Genomic DNA, 18,868 nt, shown 5'->3' with positions numbered 1-18,868 from the left:
CCAATCGCCCTACGGGCTAACGGAGTTCGTCCACGTAGCGGTCGGTGCCCGGCACGGTGGGGATGAACGGGGCCATCAACTCCAGCCTCCCCAGCCCCGTTTCGGCGAGTTCGCCATCCAGCCCCGTGAAGTGGTCCGCCCACACCTCCCTCGGGTCACGCTCAAGGAACCACAGCAGCGTGAGCCGGGTGCCGACGCCCTCGACCTGCTTCACGTACGTCATGCGGTCGCCCGGCAGCGGGGTGGGCCGGAAGACCGTCACCATCGCGGCGGGTCCCCCGGCAAGCCGCTTCGGCAGGTGCCGCGAGCGCAGCCACTCCAGCAAGTCGGGCCGCCTGTCGGCGCTTTCGGCATCGACGACCTCCAGGACGAGGCCTGCGTACGGGTGGTCCAGGGCGTGGTAGTCGCGCGGTCCGGCCGCGCCGTCGCGGTAGACGGTCGCCTCGTGGTCCTGGAACGCGGTGAAGACGTGGGTGCGGTCCTGGTAGACGCGGCCGTCGCGGTTCAGCCGCTTGTTGATGCCGACGGTCCACTTCATGTGCTCGTCGTAGCGCCCGTCGGTGATCCAGTACGTCGAGAGGTAGCACCCGGCGCCGACCGGCTGGGCGATCGCGGACTTCTCCGGGTAGCGCAGCTCCTGGAGTTCGCGGGTGGCCACCCAGCGGCGCCCCGCGTACATCCAGGGCATGGCCATCGCGCCGGCGTAGTAGTGGTCGTCCTCGTACCAGCGGTTGTACGCGTACTCGTGACCCGGGTGCGGCTCCACCATGGTGATCAGCGCATGCCCCGGCCGCACCCCGTAGGGCCCCACCGACGCCAGCTCCGCATACGCCTCGGGCCGCGTGTCCTCCGTCATGCCGCTCCCCTTCCCTCCGCCACCGGACGGACTTACTCTGACGCCCCGTCAGAAGAAGTGCCAGAGCCGGGAGGCGACCGGATGTTGCTGAGTGGGAAGACCGTCATCGTGTCCGGCGTCGGGGCCGGGCTCGGGCACCAGGTCGCGGCGGCCGTCGTGCGCGACGGGGGCAACGCGGTGCTCGGCGCGCGCACCGCGGCCAACCTCGCGAAGTCCGCGGCCGAGATCGACCCGGACGGCACCCACACCGCGCACGCGCCGACCGACATCACCGACGAGGCACAGTGCGAGGCGCTCGCGGCGCTCGCCGTGGAGCGCTTCGGCGGGATCGACGCGGTGGTGCACGTGGCGGCCTGGGACAGCTACTTCGGCGGACTCCAGGACGCGGACTTCGCCACCTGGCAGCAGGTCATCGACGTGAACCTGCTCGGCACGCTGCGCATGACCCGGGCCTGTCTGCCCGCGCTCAAGGCGCGCGGCGGGTCCGTCGTCGTGATCGGCACGCAGTCGTCGGTGGCGGCGCCCTCGCAGGTGTGGCAGGCGGCGTACGCGGCGTCGAAGGGGGCGCTGACCTCCGCGATGTACTCCATGGCGCGCGAGCTGGGCCCGGACCGGATCCGGGTCAACACGGTGCTGCCGGGCTGGATGTGGGGGCCGCCGGTGCAGGCGTACGTCCAGTTCACCGCGCACACCGAGGGGGTGCCCGAGGAGGAGGTGCTCGGGCGGCTCACCGAGCGGATGGCCCTGCCGGAGCTGGCCACGGACAGCGACGTCGCGGAGGCCGTGATCTTCCTGGCCTCGGACCGGTCCCGCGCGATCACCGGCCAGTCGCTGCTGGTGAACGCCGGCGAGCTGATGAGGTAGGCACGCCTCTCAATCCACGTACACACAAAGGCAGTTGGACCCGACTCTCTCGGCCGCACGGGACCCGCATCCCGTGCGGTCGTTCACATGTGCAGGGAGCCCGAAGGACCGAGCCTGACGAAGTGCCCTCATCGTGTGGCTCCCGTCACGGGCACGACAACACCCCCCGAAGCAAAGGGACGGCAAAATCGTTCGACTTTGTGATCCTCGTTCATATCTGTGATCGCGCGATGTCTTGACCACCCCTCCGACAACGGGTTCAATCCCCGAAGTCCCCGCTCCCGCACGGGGCGCCGCTGAGCCGGACGTACTGACGAAGAGCATCCGAGTTCATTGACGTCGTGCAGTGACGTTCACAAGGCGGACCCCTTGGAGGGGGCACATGAACAGTCTCGACTGGGCCGTACTCATCGGCTATTTCGGCGTGATGGTCGCGATCGGCATCTGGTCCCACAAGCGGGTCGACAACGTCTCCGACTTCTTCACCGCCGGCGGCAGGATGCCGTGGTGGCTGTCCGGCATCTCGCACCACATGTCCGGCTACAGCGCGGTCATGTTCACCGGCTACGCGGGCATCGCCTACCAGTACGGCGTCACGTCGTTCGTGACCTGGTCCTTCCCCATCGCCGTCGGCATCGGCATCGGCGCCAAGCTCTTCGCACCCCGGCTCAACCGGCTGCGCTCCAAGCTCCAGGTGGCCTCCCCGCTCGAATACCTCAAGAACCGCTACAACGTCTCGACCCAGCAGGCCCTCGCCTGGTCCGGGCTGCTGTTGAAGATCGTCGACGTGGGCGCCAAGTGGGCGGCGATCGCGACCCTGTTGTCGGTGTTCACCGGCATCACGATCACCCAGGGCATCTTCATCACGGGCTGCATCACCGCCGTGTACTGCACGGTCGGCGGGCTGTGGGCGGACGCGCTCACCGAACTCGGCCAGTTCATCATCCAGTTGTTCGCCGGGCTCGCGATGCTGATCGCGGTCATGGCCAAGCTGGACGGCTTCTCCACGCTGTGGACGGTCTGGGACAAGCTGCCCAGCGGCCACGCACACCCCACCGCCGGCCCGTACACCGTCACGTTCCTGATGGCGTTCCTGTTCATCAAGACCTTCGAGTACAACGGCGGCATGTGGAACCAGGCCCAGCGCTACATGGCCACCGACTCGGCGCGCTCGGCGATCCGTTCGGCCCGGCTCTCGGCGGTCCTGTGGGCGATCTGGCCGACGGTCCTCTTCTTCCCGATGTGGTGCGCGCCGCTCCTGGTCCACGCGAAGAAGCCGGACGGTTCGGACTCGTACGCGCTGATGACCGAGACACTGCTACCGCACGGCATGCTGGGCCTGGTCGTCGTCGGGTTCTTCTCGCACACCATGGCCATGTGCTCCTCGGACGCCAACGCCATCTCGGCCGTCTTCACCCGGGACATCATGCCGATCCTGTCGAAGTCGGCCCGCGCCTGGAACTCGCGCTCCGGGCTCATCGCCGCGCGCCTGTCGACGCTCGTCTTCCTCGGCCTGTCGATGACGATCGCGACGCAGGTCAATTCACCGGCGTTCAAGGACATCATCACCGTCGTGATCAAGTGGGTGGCCGGGCTGATGGGCCCGATCGCGATCCCGTTCATGCTGGGCATGCTCAAGACGTTCCGCCGGTCGGGACCGACGGCGGCGCTCACCAGCTGGGCGGCCGGGCTGCTCGCGTTCTTCCTCGTGAACTACCACCTGGACGGCTCGCAGAAGACCGGTGTGGCCCTGCAGTGGCAGGTCTCCGTACCGCTCGCGATCTCGCTCGTCCTGTACGTCGTGATCGGGCTGGTCAGGCCGGAGGACACCCCGGAGCGGGACGCGCTGCTGGCCCGCATCAACTCCGATGACGACGGCCCGGGTTCGGCGTCCGCCGCAGCGTCGGTGCCGGCTGAGGCGGAGCCCGGGGACGCGAAGGTGGCGACGGCCGACTGACCTCAACGGTACGGCTGACCTTCAGCGGTACGAGTGCGGCGCGGGGCTTCAGCCGACGATCTGTGGTTCGCCCGAGGTGGCGTCCTGGCCGGTCTCGGCCGGGTAGGCGTCGTCGCGGTGCGGGCCCTGACGCTGGTAGCGGCCCTTGGAGTCGTCGTTCTGCGGCGGGCAGTGCTGGCCGTCGGCGTTCGCGTCCTCGCCCATCACCATGTCGTCGACGGCCTGCTGGGCGTCCCGGGCGTCGTACGGCGGGAGTTCGCTCTCGCGGGCCGAGGGGTCGGTGAAGGCGGGCTCCTGCTCGGCCTGGACGTACTGCTGGTGGTCGGTGTCGTCGGCCGGGGCCGCGATCGAGGTGCCCGCGCCGGCGCCGAGCAGCACGAGGGCGACCAGCGGGGCCGTGAACCAGCGTGCCGACAGGCCGCGGCCGTACGCGGTGCGGGCCTTGGGGGTGGGGGTCATGCCGATGACCCTGGCGAACTCCCGCGTGCGCGCGCGAGGGACACGCGGCTCTGGGCCCGGCCATCCGCCCGCACGAGTGGTTTCAGCCCCTCGGATAGCGCAGCAGCCAGCCCGCTGTGTTGACGGCCGGACCGTGCAGCGCGGGCCCCTGGGTCATCTCCATCGCGAAGTCGTCCGCGAGTTCGAGCAGCGTCGCTCTGCCTTCGAGCTGGGCGAGCCAGGCGGGCGGCAGCGCGGTCTCGCCGTGCATCGCGCCCAGCAGGCTGCCGCAGACGGTGCCGGTGGCGTCGGAGGGCCCGTCGTGGTTGACCGAGAGCAGCAGGCCGTGCCGGATGTCCTCGCCGACCAGCGCGCAGTACACGCCGATCGCGAGGGCCTCGGGGGAGGTGTGCCCGGTGCCGAGCGTGGCGACCAGGCTCGGGCTCGGCATGCCCTGCCGTACCGCGCCGAGCGCGTGCTTGAGCGCCTCGGTGACCGGCTGGTGCCCGGGTCGCACGGCGAGCTGCGCGAGGGCCCGCTGGACCGCGCCGTCCATGGACTCGCCCCGGGCGAGCCCGTGCACGATGACGGCGAGCGCGCCCGCCGAGAGGTAGGCCGCCGGGTCGCCGTGGGTCTGCGCCGCGCACTCCACGGCGAGCTGGAGCACCAACTGCGGCTCCCAGCCGACCAGAAGACCGAAGGGCGCGGACCGGGTGAGCGCGGACGGGTCGTCGGCGCCCGGGTTCTTCGGCTGCTCCAGGGTGCCCATGATGTCGTCGCCGAGCCCTACGAGGCAGGCCTTGGCGGGGTCGCGCCGGGCGTAGAGCCACTCCTGGCGGGCGAGCCAGCCGTTGTCCTCGCGGCGCTCGTCGGGTCCCCAGTCGCGCTGGGTCGCGGCCCACCGCAGATGTGCCCGGTGCACATCGGTGGGCGGGTGCCAAGCGCCGGTGTCGCGGCGCACCTGGGCGCGTATGAGCCCGTCGACGGTGAACAGGGTGAGCTGGGTGCTGGCGGTTATCGCGCCCGCGCGGCCGTACGCGGGGACGAGGTCGCCCAGCGCGTCCGTGCCGTGCCGCTCGCGGATCTCGGCAAGGGCGAGCCCCGCGACGCCCGCGCCGAGCGTGTCCCCGATGGCCCCGCCCAGCAGACAACCCCGCACCCGGCTACGGAAGTCCTGCTGTTCGGCCCGACCCCAGACGGGTGCGGTGGCTCCGGCTGCTGCGCTCATGCCGCAGCACGCTACCTGAACGGATGCGCCCGTTTAAGAGGGCAAATTGACCGACCCTGCGCGCGGGCGGTCAGGGTCTGGGTCGGGGGGCGGGGGTGGGCCCGGGTTCGGGCGGGACGCCCAGGTACGCCGGGTCGCCCTCGTCGGCGGGCAGGGGACCGCGCGGGATGCCCTGGGCCGCGCCCGCCCGCTCGGCCCGCGCCAAGTCCGCGAGCGCCGCCTCCTCGCGGCCCTCCGCCCGGTGCAGCCGGGCCCGCTGCTGGTACGCCCACACATAGCCCGGCACCAGGGCGACCGCTCGGTCCAGGTCGGCCAGCGCCTCGGCGCCGCGCCCCAGTTCGGCGAGCGCCACCGCCCGGCTGCCCAGCGCCCACGCGTACCCGGGGTCGAGCGCGAGCGCCCGCCCGTATGCCGCGACGGCCTCCTCGTAGCGCCCCGCGAACCGGTACACGTCGCCGCGTTCGCCGAGCACCCACGCCCACGACGGCGAGAGCCGCTCGGCCCGGTCGAGGTCGGCGAGCGCGTCCTCGGTGTCGCCGAGCAGGCCCCGCACATGGGCCCGCCTCACCAGCGCCCAGCCGTAGTCGGGGTCGATGAGCAGCGCCCGGTCGAAGTCCTCCAACGCCTCGGCGGGACGGCCGAGTTGGGCCTTCGCCTGGCCCCGGCTGCCCAGGATGAGCGCGTCGCCGGGGTCGAGCGCGAGGGCCCTGCCGAGTTCGGCGACGGCCTCCTCGTAGCGGCCCGCGCGCCGATGCGTCTCGCCGCGCTCGCGGGGTGCGCGCGGGCGGCCCGGCTCCAGCTCTTCGAGCCGGTCGAGGTCGGCGAGGGCGGCCGCGTAGTCGCCGACGGCCCGGTGCGCGACGGCCTGCCCGTGGTGGGCGTCCGCGCTGGACGCGTCCAGGGTGAGCGCGCGCCGGTAGTCCGCGAGGGAGTCCTCGTACGCCTCGGTCCTGAAGTAGCCCCAGGCGCGGGCGATGTGCACGGCGACCCGGTCCTCGTCGGTGAGTTCGGGGCGGGCGAGCATCATGCCGAGGACGTCGATGGCGTGCCGGCGCTCGGCCTCCAGCGCGGCGAGGCAGGCCGCGCCCCACTTGCGCAGCGGCTCGCGGTTGCCGTCCTCGCCGGCCTCGGCGATCACCCGGGCCCAGCGCCGCGCGGTGACCGCGCCCTGGCGGCAGGCCTCGATGCCGTCGCGCAGTACGTCCCCGAACGCGCCGGCGGGGTCGGCGCACAGCCGGTGGTAGAGCTCTTCGAGGCGTGCCTCGCGCCAGGTCTCGTCGCGCCAGCGCCCGTCCCCGGCCGCGGCCCGCTCCTGGGCGTACCAGGCGGCGAGCCGCTCGTGCCCGGCCCGCCAGCGCTGCGGCGAGGCGGTGCGCTGGAGGCGCTGCATGGGGGCGCGGACGACGTCGTGGTACTTGATGCGGCCGCCCTGGTCCCGTACGAACGGGAGCGAGCGCAGCCAGTCGAAGAGCCCGGCCGCGTCCCCGCTGACGGCCGCGCGGAACACGTCCTCGTCGAGCCGGCGCGGCAGCGCGCCTTCGAGCGCGGCGGACCTGCGCACCGGGTCGGGCTCCCACTTCAGGAACCGTTCCACCGCGGTGGCACTGGGGTCGCCGATGTCGCCCGGGGTCGCGGGCCGGCTGCCGGCGAGGGTGCTGACGAGCACGGGCAGCCGCCCGGAGAGCCGCAGCACATCGCGTACGACGTCCTCCTCCAACACGCCTTTGCTGGCGAGGAGTTGGCGCGCTTCCTCCTCGGTGAAGGGGTCGAGCGGAAGGTCGGCGACGTAGTCCGCGGCGGCGGGCCAGTGCAGGGGGTCGGGGCGGCCCTGGCCGGACAGGGTGAGCACCACATTCGCGGGCAGCCCGCCGTACCGGTCGGTGGTGACCAGATCGCGCAGCCAGCCGTCCAGAAACGCCCCGGTGCGTTCATACGTGTCGAAGAAAAGAATCACCCACGGCACATGGGCGGCCACCCGCCCCAGCTCCTCGACGAACACGGGGGTGAGCACGCGCAGCGGGTCGAGGACGAGCTGCACGTCCTCCTGCCGCCCGAGCCGGGCACTGAGCGCGGCCCTCAACCGCTCGGCTCCCTCGGCGAGTTGGACCGGGTCGACGGAGGTGGCGAGCACCCCGACCCCGGGCACGAGGCCGATCCCGGCGAGGCCCGCCTGCGCCGCGACGACCGCCCCGGCCGAGGGCCCCGAGCCGGCCCCGGCCGCCTCGGCCTCGTACCGGCGCTGGCGATAGGTGGCCAGGATCTTGTCGAGCGCCTTGAGCGGCCACCCCTGCCGGGCGAACCGCGCGCTGATCGCGCCGAGGGCCTCGGGCACGCTGTCGACGCCCTCGTCGGTGTAAGCGGTCAGCGCCCCGCGCTCCAGGGCGGCCTGCTCCAACTCCCGTACGAGAAAGGTCTTCCCGACCCCGGCGTTGCCGTGCACGCGGAACACGAACCGGTGCCGCTCGTCGTCGACGGGAACGTCGAAGTTGCTTTGGAAAAGGGCGAGTTCATTCCGCCGCCCCACGAATCCGGCCCGCTTGCGGCGCCGGATGAGCTCCTGCATCGAAGGCTGCACGGCCCCCACCACTCCCCCCAACCCCCGTCAGTCCAGACCGAGATACTCCCCCGGGTCGACCATATCGGGCAGCGCCAGAGCGCCGTGCGGCCGCAGCCCGTGGAGATAGACGGCGACATGCCGCGCGGCGAGCGCGCCCGCCGTCTCGCGCGGCAGATGCGGCATGGGCCGGCACGTCATCGCAGCCGCCCCGACCAGGTCGAACGGCGTGATGTCGCCCCGCAGCACCCCTTCGGCCCGCCCCTCGGCGAGCACTTCTTCCAACGCGCCCAGAATCGCCCGCTGAAGCTTCCGTACGCGGGGGTCGCGCACGACGGGCCCCCCGATGAGCGGCATGACCAGCCGGTCCCGCTGCTCGACAACGCGCCGGAACATCTCGTCGAGCACCGCCACCGCACCGCCACCGGCCGCGCGGGCCGCCTCGACGGCGGCGAGGCCCGTCTCGAAGCCCTCCAGGGCGACGTCCGTGATGAGCGCGTCCCGGTCGGGGAAGCGCCGGTAGAGCGTCCCGATGCCGACGCCGGCCCGCCGGGCGATGTCGTCGAGGGCGACCGCCGTGCCCTGCTCACGGAACAGCTCCCGGGCCGCGGCCAGGATCTTCTCCCGGTTCCGCCGGGCGTCGGCACGCAGTCCTGTCATGCGGAACATGCTAGGCGCCGAAAACTAACTGGAGCTTTTCCTCCACATAAGGGTTACGGTGGTACTGCCGGCGGGCAACCGGCACACCATCCGCAGCACAGGAGGCCCAGCCATGCCCGAAAAAACCGCACCCGAAGACCGCTTCTTCGTACTCGACCCCGGCGAGACCCGCCCCACCCGGATCCCGCTCCCGCCCGGCTTCGGCGTGAAGGTCACCACCACCGACAGCGAGGGCCGCCTGGCCGTCCTGGAGAACCGCCTGGACGTCGACATCCCGCCCCATGTGCACGAACTGATGGACGAGTTCGTGTACGTCCTGGAGGGCGAGATGGAGATCGACTACCGGGGCACGACGTACCGCCTGACCGCAGGCATGTCCGCCCTCCTCCCCCACGGCATCCCCCACGCGATGCGCAACGCCTCCCAGCCTCCGGTCCGCGCCTTGCAGATCTCGACCCCGGGCGGCTGGGACCGCTTCATGGAGGACGTCTTCGAGGCGGGCCCGACAGTGCGGACGGCCGAGGGCGCGATGGACCTGGGCAAGGTCAACGTGCTGGGGGAGAAGTACGGGATGCGGTACGTGGAGGGGACGATGACGCTGGACTGAGCCAGCGGGCTCAGGCAGCGCCGGTCAGCCGTACCAAGTGACGTTGCAGACATATACGCACTCGTGGCGCGGCACGGCGAGGAAGCTGATGAACCCCCGCCCGCCCAGGAGATCGAACTCTCGCAGCCCGCCCTCCCGGTCCACAGGGCGGCCGACCTTCACTGCGTCACGGCCAAGCGCGGCAAGCTCGGTGGCCAGCCGTTCCACCTCTGCCACCACCCCGATCGGGAGACCGTCGGTGACGTACTCCGCGCTCGGGTTGTAGTCCCACGCCTAATCCGTCACAGACCGGCCTCCGCCTCCGCGGCGTCCCGGATCCGGCGGATCTCCGCGATCGCGTCCGCCGGATCCTGTTCACCCGCATCCACGATCCGTTCCAGCTCGCGCAGTCGGGCGGCGCGCCCCGGGTGCCGCTCGATTGCCACGAACACGCCCCAGGAATGGACGAAGGCCCGGAGCGGGGCGAGGCTCTGCGCCTGCTGCGCGTTCGTCGTCGCCTCGAAGAGGTGCTGAGTGAGCGCCGGGACCCGGCTGGGCGCGATGCGCGCAACGGCCGCCCGCAGGGCGTCAGGGGTGAGGTCCGGCATGGGGATCAGCGGTCCGTACGGGCTGTCGGACTGGGCACTCACGGTGACCTCCGGTGCGGGTGGCTCGGTCTCCTCGTACGGTACAGGCGGGGCCCTGGGGGCGGATCAGTCTCGGGGACCTGGTCCGTGCGGGTGACGACCCGACCGCTGGGGAGGCGTTCCCGGGTGCGGCTGAGGTAGCCGTGCCGCTCCAGCTCGCGCAGGGCACCTGCGATGCGGTGCTCGCTCTCCGGGAAACGGGCAGCTAGGCACTTGATGCCGATCCTCGCTCCGGCGGGCAGCGACTGGATGTGCACGCCCAGCCCGATCGCCAGGAGGGACAACTCGGCATGCTGGGCAAGGTGGTTGCCGATCACCGTGTAGCGGGTGGCATGGCGGGTGTTGTCGTGGGTCACGCCGGAATGGCCACCGGATTGGCCACTGGATCGGGTGGTGCGACCGGATGCGCCGGACGCGGTGCGCGAGGGCGCGCTAGAGTGCGGGAAAGCCATGGGGAAGCTCTTATCTTCCTCGTTGGTCAGGCCCCCGATCGGGATTCGCACTCCCGGCGGGGGCCGTCGCATGTCTGGAGTAGTCGCGGCGAGCATATGCCAGCCAACAGGCGGCAAATCCAGCCCAGTTGGTCACTTTCACCCGAGCGAGTGATGCTTCCGACGAAGCGGGGCAGGTGGGGTTAGGGGAGGTAATTCCCCCCAGACTTAAAGCATTTGGTGTCGCGGGCCACCGGGTCGCGGTCAACCGCGTCGCGGCAGCTGCGATGCGGTCGGAAGGGAGATTTCCGCCCATACCGTTTTGCAGGGGGCGGGCCGCTTCTCGTCCACTCCCCAGCGGTCCGTCAGCACCTCGACCAGCAGCAGCCCACGGCCCGACTCGTCGTCGGCAGGCCCGTGTTGGGGAACCGGGACGCGGTCCGCGCGCGCGTCGGTGACCTCGATACGGAGCGTGCCGCCCCGAACCGTCAGTCTCAGCCGGAAGTCGCGACCCGGCACGCGCCCGTGCTGCACGGCATTGGCGGCGAGCTCGCCGACGACGAGGGGGATGCCTTCCGACGGAATTCCCCAGTCGCGGAGCCGTTCGGTGGCAAGGATGCGGGCGAGACGGGCGCCCCGGGCGGTCGAGGAGAGCTGCACGGCGAACTGCCGTGTGGGAACAGGGGATTGGGTGAGTTCACGGGTCACATCACTGAGCGTGGCGGTGGGTACGTACCGGGAACAGCGGTAACGCCCCGTCGTACGGAGTCTGTCCCGGGCTTGTCCAGTGCTGTCCCGACTGTCCGGAGCCACCCGGCGGGGATAGGGGCGTTGACAGTGAACGGCACGTCGGAGGTGGGTGCGGGTGGACGCGGACAGTGAGAGCCCCAGGGGCGGCGAGGCGGACGAACCAGGCTGGGAGGTCGATCCGGACGACGAGTCGGGGGCGGCGGTCGTCGCCGCCGTGGGCCGCCAGCTCAAGGTGTGGCGCGAGGCGGCCCAGCTGTCGGGCGCTCCGAGGGGGCGTTCGCGGGCCGTCCCGTCTCCGACCCGAAGCAGCTCAGGATCCTTGAACTGCGCTATGGGATGATCCGGGCCCACGCTCTCACCCCACGGGAGTCACTGGCCTTCATCGAGCAAGTGCTGGGAGAAACATGATCCGCAAGACCTCAGCCGGGGACGGCTCCGAACTGGAGTGGTTCAAGAGCAGCTACAGCAGCAGCGGCGACGGCACTGACTGCGTCGAGGTAGCGCTGGAGTGGTTCAAGAGCAGCTACAGCAGCAGCAGCGAAGGCGACTCCTGCGTCGAGGTAGCGCTGGACTGGCGTAAGAGCAGCTACAGCGACAGCGGCGACGGCACTGACTGCGTCGAGGTAGCCACCACCCCCGGCATCATCCACATACGCGACTCCAAAGCCCGCTCCGGCCCCCAGCTCGCCTTCGCCCCGAAGGCCTGGGCCGGGTTCGTCTCGTACGCCGCCGGAGCCGAACGCTAGGAATGCGTGGCGATCGGCGTGCGCAGGTCCTTGCGGATCTTCTGCGTCTCCGCCGCCGCCACTTCGAGCCGGGCGGCGGACGGGGTGAACTTGATGCCGGCGATGGTGTTGGTGTCGGCCCAGACGCACACGGTGTAGACGGTGGCGTCGGTCACCGTCTCGCAGCTGTACGTGATCTCCGAACCGGGGACGTGGAGATCCCTGCGCGGATCCGTCACCTGCTCCTTGCCCGTGTGGGTCAGGGACCTCATCAGGCGGTCCCGCTCCTCTCCCAGGTGCTTGAACCGGCCTGACGAGCCCGTGAGGGAAAGCTCTCGGAACTCGGGCTTCTTCGAGGTCCCGGAGTAGTGGGCGATGACCGACTTCCCGTTGGGCTCCTGCTTCCACGTCTCGCGGTCCCGGACGTACCCGCCACCCGCCACCTTGAGGGGCGTGGTGAGTTCGTGCGTGGCCGGAGGGAGGGGGGTGTCGTCGTCCTTTCCGGTGAACGCGCCCGCAGCGTAGAGACCGCCGCCGGTCAGGAGCAGGGCGCCGGCCACCCCGGCGACGAGCAGCGCGGTGCGCGCCCTTCGCGGCGGGGCGGTCGTCGGCGCGTCTTCCACGGTCTCGGCGCTCCTGCCGTGCCCCACGATCACCGTCGGGGTGGGTGTGGGCAGCGGCGTCGGGGTGGGCGTCGGCCCCGGCCCCATAGCCACACCCGCACGGGGATCGGAACCCGCACCCGCACCCGCACCCATGCCGCCACCCACACCACCCGCAGTCGCCGAATGCGGCGGTGCCTTCGCTGCGAGCAGGTCCAAGAGGCGTGCCGGCACGGGCCGTTGGGCCGGGTTCTTGGCCAGGCAGTCGGCGACCACGGGTCGCATGCTCGGCGGGAGGGCGGACAGGTCCGGCGGCTCGTGCACCGCGCGGTACATCAGCCCCATCGCCTCCCCCTCGCCGAACGCCCTGCCGCCGGCCGCCGCGACCAGAACCGCGCCCAGCGCGAACACATCGGCGGCCGGGCCGACTTCGAGGCCCCGGGCCTGCTCGGGCGAGAGGAAGCCGGGGGTGCCGAAGGCCGTTCCGGTGGAGGTCAGCCGGGTCGACTCCACGGCGCGCGCGATGCCGAAGTCGAGGACCCGTGGGCCGTCCTCGGCCATGATGATGTTGCCCGGTTTGAGGTCGCGGTGGATCAGGCCGCACCCGTGGATGGCTTGGAGGGCCTCCGCCAACGCGGCTCCGAGCAAGCGTAGTTGAGGCTCGCCCATGGGGCCCTGCTCGTCGAGCAGCTCTGACAGCGTCGGCCCCGGGATATAGGCCGTCGCCAGCCAGGGGGCCGCCGCGTCCGGGTCGGCGTCGACGACCGGCGCCGTGTGGAATCCGCCGACCTGACGGGCGGCCTCGACCTCGGCCCGGAACCGCGCGCGGAAGCTCGGGTCGGCGGCCAGCTCGGGGCGGGCCACCTTGACCGCCACGGGGCGCCCGCCCCGGGACCGCGCCAGATAGACCGTGCCCATGCCGCCCGCGCCGAGCTCACGCTCCACGACGTACGTACCGATGTGTCCGGGCAGATCCACACCAGTCTCCATGTGCCGCACACTCCCCCGTTGAAATACCGGGCGCCAGTATGGCCCATCCGTCTCGCCTGAAAGGCAGGCCCTAGGCCTGTCCGGCGGATCTAGTCCCCCACCACCGGCAGCAGCTCCGGCAGGTGTCCGTCCGAGGCGCGGGACGCCGCCACCCGCTCCTCCGGCACCTCTCCGTACAGCGTCGTGCGCGGACGGGACGGGCGGCCCGCCGCGTCGGCCACCGCGATCAGGTCCTTGACGGACTTGTACGAGCCGTAACTGGAGCCCGCCATACGGGAGATGGTCTCCTCCATCAGCGTGCCACCCAGGTCGTTCGCGCCCGAGCGGAGCATCTCGGCGGCACCCTCCGTACCCAGCTTCACCCAGCTGGTCTGGATGTTGGGGATGTGGGGGTGCAGCAACAGCCTCGCCATCGCCGTCACCGCCCGGTTGTCACGGGTCGTCGGGCCGGGGCGCGCGATGCCCGCCAGGTACACCGGGGCGTTGGTGTGGATGAAGGGCAGCGTCACGAACTCCGTGAACCCGCCGGTCTGTTGCTGGATGCGGGCCAGCGTGCGGAAGTGGCCCAGCCAGTGGCGGGGCTGGTCCACATGGCCGTACATCATCGTCGACGAGGACCTGATGCCCAGCTCGTGGGCGGTCGTGACGACCTCGATCCACGTCGCCGTGGGCAGCTTGCCCTTGGTGAGGATCCAGCGGACCTCGTCGTCCAGGATCTCCGCCGCCGTGCCCGGGATCGAGTCCAGACCCGCCGCCTTCGCCTCGGTCAGCCACTCGCGGATCGACATGCCGGTGCGGGTGGCGCCGTTCACGACCTCCATCGGGGAGAACGCGTGGACGTGCATCCCGGGGACCCGCTCCTTGACCGCCTTCGCGATGTCGAAGTAGGCCGTACCGGGCAGATCGGGGTGGATGCCGCCCTGCATGCAGACCTCGACCGCCCCTACGTCCCAGGCCTGTGCGGCCCGGTCCGCGACCTGGGACAGGGACAGCGTGTACGCGTCCGCGTCCGTGCGGCGCTGCGCGAAGGCGCAGAAGCGGCAGCCCGTGTAGCAGACGTTGGTGAAGTTGATGTTCCGCGTGACGATGTACGTCACGTCGTCGCCCACCATCGACTTGCGGACGTCGTCCGCGACCCGGCACAGCGCGTCGAGGGCCTCGCCGTCCGCGTGCAGCAGCGCCAGCGCCTCGGCATCGGTCAGCTTCGTGGGGTCGTCGGCGGCCGCCGAGAGGGCCTGGCGTACGTCCGCGTCGATGCGGGACGGCACCATGCCCGGGGCCGCCGCCTCGCGCAGCGCGGCCCAGTCGCCGTACACGGAGTCGAAGTCCTCGCGGCGGTCGCCGGTGCGGCCCTCGGTGTCGATGGTGTGGTGGAGGTCGGTGCGGCCGCTGGCGGTGAAGCCCTCGTCGGGCTCCTGCCACGGCAGGCCGCGTACCTCGGCCGATTCGTTGGCCAGGCCCGTCTCCGCGTCCGCGAGCGCGCGGACGTGCGGAAGGAGTCGCGGGTCGAGCCACGGCTCGCCTCGCTGCACGAACTCCGGGTAGATGCACAGGCGTTCACGGAGGGAGAAGCCGGCCTCCTTCGAGCGATCCGCCAGTTCGTCGATCTGCGGCCACGGACGCTCCGGGTTCACGTGGTCGATCGTGACCGGCGAGACGCCGCCCCAGTCGTCGATCCCCGCGCCGATCAGCCGCTCGTACTCCCCCGCGACCAGGTTCGGCGGCGCCTGGAGGCACGCGGCCGGGCCCATGATGTGCCGGGCGACGGCGACCGTCGCCACCAGGTCGTCGAGCTCGGCGTCCGGCATGCCGCGCATCGCCGTGTCCGGCTTGGCGCGAAAGTTCTGGATGATCAGTTCCTGGATGCCGTGGTACGAGCGCGACACGCGGCGCAGCGCGAACAGCGACTCCGCGCGCTCCTCGTACGTCTCGCCGATGCCGATGAGCAGCCCGCTGGTGAACGGCACCGACGAGCGCCCCGCGTCCTCCAACACCCGCAGCCGCACGGCCGGTTCCTTGTCCGGGGAGCCGTAGTGCGGGCCGCCGGGCTCGGACCACAGCCGGGTCGCGGTCGTCTCCAGCATCATGCCCATCGACGGGGCGACCGGCTTCAGGCGCTGGAAGTCCGTCCACGACAGGACGCCCGGGTTGAGGTGCGGGAGCAGTCCCGTCTCCTCCAGGATGCGGATCGACATGGCTCGTACGTAGGCGATCGTGTCGTCGTAGCCGTGCGCGTCGAGCCACTCGCGGGCCTCGGGCCAGCGGTCCTCGGGCTTGTCTCCGAGGGTGATCAGGGCTTCCTTGCAGCCGAGTTCGGCGCCCCGGCGGGCGATGTCGAGGACCTCGTCGGGGGACATGAACATGCCGTGCCCGGCGCGGCGCAGCTTGCCGGGCACGGTGACGAAGGTGCAGTAGTGGCACTTGTCCCGGCAGAGGCGGGTGAGAGGGATGAACACGCTCTTCGAGTACGTGATGATCCCCGGCCGGCCCGCCGCGTCCAGGCCCGCGTCGCGGACCCGGGCGGCCGAGCGGGTGAGGTCGTCGAGGTCGTCGCCGCGGGCCTGGAGCAGCACGGCGGCCTCGGCGACGTCGAGCGCGACGCCGTCCCTGGCACGTTTCAGCGCGCGCCGCATGGAGTTGGCGGTCGGTGCGGCGGACTGCCGCGGGGCAGGGTCCGGTCCTTCTGCCTGTTCTGCCTGCGGGGGCTGCGCGCTGGAAGTCATCCATCGAGCATACGAGCGCGCGCTCACCCCCGGACCGTGGGCATCGTCACCAGTCCCCCTTCAACCAAGGATCAGCCCCCCGCCCCCAAGGCGCCGCACATTTCCGGCCGTTCTGCGCGAAAGGGCATCGCTACGCAGCGCGGCCGCGCCGATACTGGGGGTCGCTCCGGGCCCGAGCGGTGACACCTGTGCAAGTTCCGTGCAAGTTCGACGAACTGAAATGGGACCGACGTGACTCCAAAGGGAATGCAACCGGCCGCCGTGGTGAGCCTCTACCCGGAGCTGGACGAAGGCGCACTCGTACAGCTCGTGCAGGCACTGCGCACCGGCGACACCTCGAAGCTCGCCCCCGCGCGGGCGGCCGAGGTGGCCGAGACGCGGGAGGCCGCGACCTTCCTGGACGGCGTGAAAGTGCCGGTCGAGGAGGGCGTCGAGCTCGACGCCGCGCTCTGGCTGCACAACGGGGAGGGGCCGCACCCGCTGATCGTGATGCCCTCGCCGTGGGCCAAGCAGGGCTGGACCCTCTACACCGCGCAGGCGATGCGCTTCGCCCGCCGCGGCTACCACGTACTGGCCTACACGACGCGGGGCTTCGGCGAGTCCGGCGGCGAGGTCGAGGTGGCCGGCGACAAGGACATCGCGGACGGCATCAAGGCCCTGGACCACCTCATCTCCCAGGCGGGCGGCCCGGATTCGGTCGGCAAGATCGGGTTCCTCGGCGACTCCTACGGCTCCGGCATCAGCCAGCTGGTCGCCGCCGAGGACCGCCGTGTGCACGCCGTGGTCGCGCTCAGCACCTGGGGCGACCTGGGCGAGGCGTTCTACGAGAACGGCACCAGGCACGTGGCCTCCGTCACGACGCTCCTCGGCGCCGCCGCCACGGCCCGGCTCAGCGCGCGCACCCAGAAGGCCTTCGACGACGTCCTGGCCAACGAGAACATCGAGGAGACGCTGGAGTGGGCGGCCGAGCGCTCGCCCTACCACCGCGCCGACAAGCTGAATGAGCGTCAGGTGCCGGTGCTGTTCGCGCAGGCCTGGCACGAGACGCTGTTCCCGGGCAACCAGACGCTGAAGATGTTCAACGCGCTGAGCGGCCCCAAGCGGCTGCTCTGGTCGATCGGCGACCACTCGGGCCCCGAGATGACCGGCATGCTGGGGCTGCCCAACCGGATCTGGGAGGAGGCGCACCGCTGGTTCGACCGCCACCTGCTCGAAACCAACGGCGACGAGGCCGCGGCGGCCGCGTTCGACTCCGAGTCCGGCGCCGAGGACCAGGTCGTCAGCGAGATCATGTGGGGCCGCGCCCTTGAGTCGCGCGCGACCTGGCACGCGGCGACCGGCAACCCCGAGCGCTTCTATCTGACCGGCCCCGCCGAGGGCGCCAAGGACGGTGGACTCCTGGACAAGCCCACCAACGGCTGGCACACCACGTTCGCCACCGGCACCGACACCCCGGCCACCGTCGCGGACAAGATCATCTACACCGGCTACGCCGAACTGGCCGGGCTCCCCAAGCCGTACCTGACGGGGAAGATCGACCGGAACGCGGCCGGGGTGTGGGCGACCGCGCCCCTGCCGTCGCGCCACCAGCTGCGCGGCGTGCCGCGGCTGCGCCTGACGGTCGCACCGAGCGAGCCGGACACCACGTTCGTGGCGTACCTCTTCGACGTGAACGCCCTCGGCGTGGCCCGCATCGTCACGCACGCGCCGTACACGCTGCCCGGCAGCACCCCGAAGACGCCGACCACGATCGACATCGCGCTCCAGGTCACCGGGTACGACGTGAAGGCCGGGCACCGCCTGATGCTCGTCCTGGACTCGGTGGACCCGTTCTACAGCGAGGCGGGCGGAACACCGGGCACGATCACCATCACCTCGCCCGACGAGGACCCGTCGTACCTGGAGATCCCGCTGAGCTGAACCGAGCGGAGGAGCCGAGGAGCCGAACGGACCGGGGGCGGCGCACTGGCCCGCCCCCGTTTTCCGTCGCTTCACCCGTACTCACACGTACTCACACGTAGGAGGCGTACTCGTCCAGAACCTTGAGCACCCCGCTCTCGTCGGCGGACGGCAGCTGGAGGACGACCTCCTCGATGCCGAGCTCCGCGTAGTGCGCGAGCTTGCCGGGGGCCGGGAGCACGGCGTACGGGACGACCTGGAGGTCCCGCACGTCGCGCCCCGCGTCCTCCCACGCCCGGCGGAGCACCGGCAGCGACTCGGTGAGGCCGCGCCCGCCGATGGGCAGCCAGCCGTCCGCGTACTCGGCGATGTGCGCGAACAGCTTGGGCCCGGCGGCCCCGCCGACGAGGACGCGGGGCGCGCCGTCACGGACGGGCTTGGGAAAGGCGTACGAAGCTTTCACCGACCCGAACTCGCCCTTGTACGCGGTCGGTTGACCGGCCCACAGGGCACGCATCAGCGCCATCCGGTCGCGGACGAGCTCGCGCCGGGTCGCCCACTCGACGCCGTGATCGGCGGCCTCCTCCTTGTTCCAGCCGTAGCCGAGCCCGAGCGTGAAGCGGCCGCCGGAGAGGTGGTCGAGGGTGGCGATCTGCTTGGCGAGGTCGATCGGGTCGTGCTGGGCGACGAGCGTGATCCCGGTGCCGAGGTCGAGGCTGTCGGTGACCGCCGATGCCTGGCCGAGCGCGACGAACGGATCGAGGGTGCGCCCGTACTCCGGCGGCAGCTCCCCGCCCGCCGGATAGGGAGTGACCCGCTCGACGGGGATGTGAGTGTGTTCGGGCAGGTAGAGCCCGGAGAACCCGCGCTCCTCCAGCTCGCGGGCGAGGCGCACGGGGGTGATCGTCTGGTCGGTCAGGAAGACGGTGACGGCGATGCGCATCGGCATACCTTCCGG

The 18,868-nt window shown here is 71.4% G+C and carries 17 protein-coding genes and 1 pseudogene; 6 read left to right on the top strand and 12 right to left on the bottom strand.

Annotated features, from left to right (window positions below; translation table 11 throughout):
• Window positions 1-16: 16 nt before the first annotated feature.
• On the bottom strand, window positions 17-856 hold the full coding sequence (locus ACWC2B_RS29910; RefSeq protein ID WP_450722005.1) for a hypothetical protein: 840 nt from the start codon (window positions 854-856) through the stop codon (window positions 17-19).
• 81 nt (window positions 857-937) lie between these two features.
• Here ACWC2B_RS29910 and ACWC2B_RS29905 point away from each other — a divergent pair, with 81 nt between their 5' ends.
• Together ACWC2B_RS29905 and ACWC2B_RS29900 are read left to right on the top strand one after the other, a co-directional pair.
• Window positions 938-1,720, top strand: a complete 783-nt coding sequence (locus ACWC2B_RS29905) for an SDR family oxidoreductase (RefSeq protein ID WP_450722003.1) — start codon at window positions 938-940, stop codon at window positions 1,718-1,720.
• A gap of 382 nt (window positions 1,721-2,102) precedes the next feature.
• Window positions 2,103-3,677, top strand: a complete 1,575-nt coding sequence (locus tag ACWC2B_RS29900) for a sodium:solute symporter family protein (protein ID WP_450722001.1) — start codon at window positions 2,103-2,105, stop codon at window positions 3,675-3,677.
• 48 nt (window positions 3,678-3,725) lie between these two features.
• On the opposite strand, the gene ACWC2B_RS29895 is transcribed toward ACWC2B_RS29900, so the two are convergent.
• The 4 genes from ACWC2B_RS29895 to ACWC2B_RS29880 all read right to left on the bottom strand — a co-directional run bounded on the left by ACWC2B_RS29895 (window position 3,726) and on the right by ACWC2B_RS29880 (window position 8,557).
• Window positions 3,726-4,136 (bottom strand): hypothetical protein, encoded by a 411-nt coding sequence (locus tag ACWC2B_RS29895; protein ID WP_450721999.1) that lies wholly within the window; start codon window positions 4,134-4,136, stop codon window positions 3,726-3,728.
• Window positions 4,137-4,218: 82 nt separating this feature from the next.
• Window positions 4,219-5,343: an ADP-ribosylglycohydrolase family protein gene (locus tag ACWC2B_RS29890; RefSeq protein WP_450721997.1), complete on the bottom strand. Its 1,125-nt coding sequence runs from the start codon at window positions 5,341-5,343 to the stop codon at window positions 4,219-4,221.
• 70 nt (window positions 5,344-5,413) lie between these two features.
• Window positions 5,414-7,906 carry a tetratricopeptide repeat protein gene (locus ACWC2B_RS29885; protein ID WP_450721995.1) on the bottom strand — a complete coding sequence of 831 codons (2,493 nt, stop codon included), beginning with the start codon at window positions 7,904-7,906 and terminating at the stop codon, window positions 5,414-5,416.
• A 39-nt stretch (window positions 7,907-7,945) separates the two neighbouring features.
• The gene (locus ACWC2B_RS29880) at window positions 7,946-8,557 is read right to left on the bottom strand and encodes a TetR/AcrR family transcriptional regulator (RefSeq protein ID WP_450721993.1); all 612 of its coding nucleotides are present in this window, start codon (window positions 8,555-8,557) and stop codon (window positions 7,946-7,948) included.
• Between the two features lie 112 nt (window positions 8,558-8,669).
• Between ACWC2B_RS29880 and ACWC2B_RS29875 the strand changes: the two genes are divergently transcribed.
• On the top strand, window positions 8,670-9,164 hold the full coding sequence (locus ACWC2B_RS29875) for a cupin domain-containing protein (RefSeq protein WP_450721991.1): 495 nt from the start codon (window positions 8,670-8,672) through the stop codon (window positions 9,162-9,164).
• A gap of 24 nt (window positions 9,165-9,188) precedes the next feature.
• On the opposite strand, the gene ACWC2B_RS29870 is transcribed toward ACWC2B_RS29875, so the two are convergent.
• From ACWC2B_RS29870 to ACWC2B_RS29855, 4 genes are all read right to left on the bottom strand, one after another.
• Window positions 9,189-9,380, bottom strand: coding sequence for a hypothetical protein (locus tag ACWC2B_RS29870; protein WP_450721989.1), 192 nt, complete (start codon window positions 9,378-9,380; stop codon window positions 9,189-9,191).
• 65 nt (window positions 9,381-9,445) lie between these two features.
• The gene (locus ACWC2B_RS29865) at window positions 9,446-9,793 is read right to left on the bottom strand and encodes a DUF6247 family protein (protein ID WP_450721987.1); all 348 of its coding nucleotides are present in this window, start codon (window positions 9,791-9,793) and stop codon (window positions 9,446-9,448) included.
• The gene (locus tag ACWC2B_RS29860; protein WP_450721985.1) at window positions 9,790-10,146 is read right to left on the bottom strand and encodes a hypothetical protein; all 357 of its coding nucleotides are present in this window, start codon (window positions 10,144-10,146) and stop codon (window positions 9,790-9,792) included. The genes ACWC2B_RS29865 and ACWC2B_RS29860 overlap by 4 nt, the downstream gene beginning before the upstream one ends.
• 339 nt (window positions 10,147-10,485) lie before the next feature.
• Window positions 10,486-10,929, bottom strand: coding sequence for an ATP-binding protein (locus tag ACWC2B_RS29855; RefSeq protein ID WP_450721983.1), 444 nt, complete (start codon window positions 10,927-10,929; stop codon window positions 10,486-10,488).
• Window positions 10,930-11,217: 288 nt separating this feature from the next.
• Here ACWC2B_RS29855 and ACWC2B_RS29850 point away from each other — a divergent pair.
• Window positions 11,218-11,379 (top strand): annotated as a pseudogene (locus tag ACWC2B_RS29850) (transcriptional regulator); the annotation flags it as partial.
• Entirely contained in the window at window positions 11,376-11,717 is a 342-nt protein-coding gene (locus tag ACWC2B_RS29845) for a DUF397 domain-containing protein (RefSeq protein WP_450721981.1), read from the top strand. The pseudogene ACWC2B_RS29850 and the gene ACWC2B_RS29845, both read left to right, overlap by 4 nt.
• Here ACWC2B_RS29845 and ACWC2B_RS29840 read toward each other — a convergent pair.
• Window positions 11,714-13,288: a serine/threonine-protein kinase gene (locus tag ACWC2B_RS29840; RefSeq protein WP_450721979.1), complete on the bottom strand. Its 1,575-nt coding sequence runs from the start codon at window positions 13,286-13,288 to the stop codon at window positions 11,714-11,716. The genes ACWC2B_RS29845 and ACWC2B_RS29840 overlap by 4 nt on opposite strands.
• An 89-nt stretch (window positions 13,289-13,377) precedes the next feature.
• Window positions 13,378-16,011 (bottom strand): bifunctional FO biosynthesis protein CofGH, encoded by a 2,634-nt coding sequence (locus ACWC2B_RS29835; protein WP_450721977.1) that lies wholly within the window; start codon window positions 16,009-16,011, stop codon window positions 13,378-13,380.
• Window positions 16,012-16,242: 231 nt separating this feature from the next.
• Here ACWC2B_RS29835 and ACWC2B_RS29830 point away from each other — a divergent pair, with 231 nt between their 5' ends.
• Window positions 16,243-17,931: a CocE/NonD family hydrolase gene (locus ACWC2B_RS29830; protein WP_450721975.1), complete on the top strand. Its 1,689-nt coding sequence runs from the start codon at window positions 16,243-16,245 to the stop codon at window positions 17,929-17,931.
• Between the two features lie 91 nt (window positions 17,932-18,022).
• Here ACWC2B_RS29830 and ACWC2B_RS29825 read toward each other — a convergent pair whose 3' ends face one another.
• A complete protein-coding gene (locus ACWC2B_RS29825; RefSeq protein ID WP_450721973.1) occupies window positions 18,023-18,853 on the bottom strand; it encodes an LLM class F420-dependent oxidoreductase in 831 nt (276 codons plus the stop codon).
• Between the last annotated feature and the right edge of the window lie 15 nt (window positions 18,854-18,868).

Source organism: Streptomyces sp. NPDC001415 (assembly GCF_053597395.1).
Note: the sequence above shows the minus strand (reverse complement) of the source record. Positions and strands in the feature narration are given on the sequence as shown.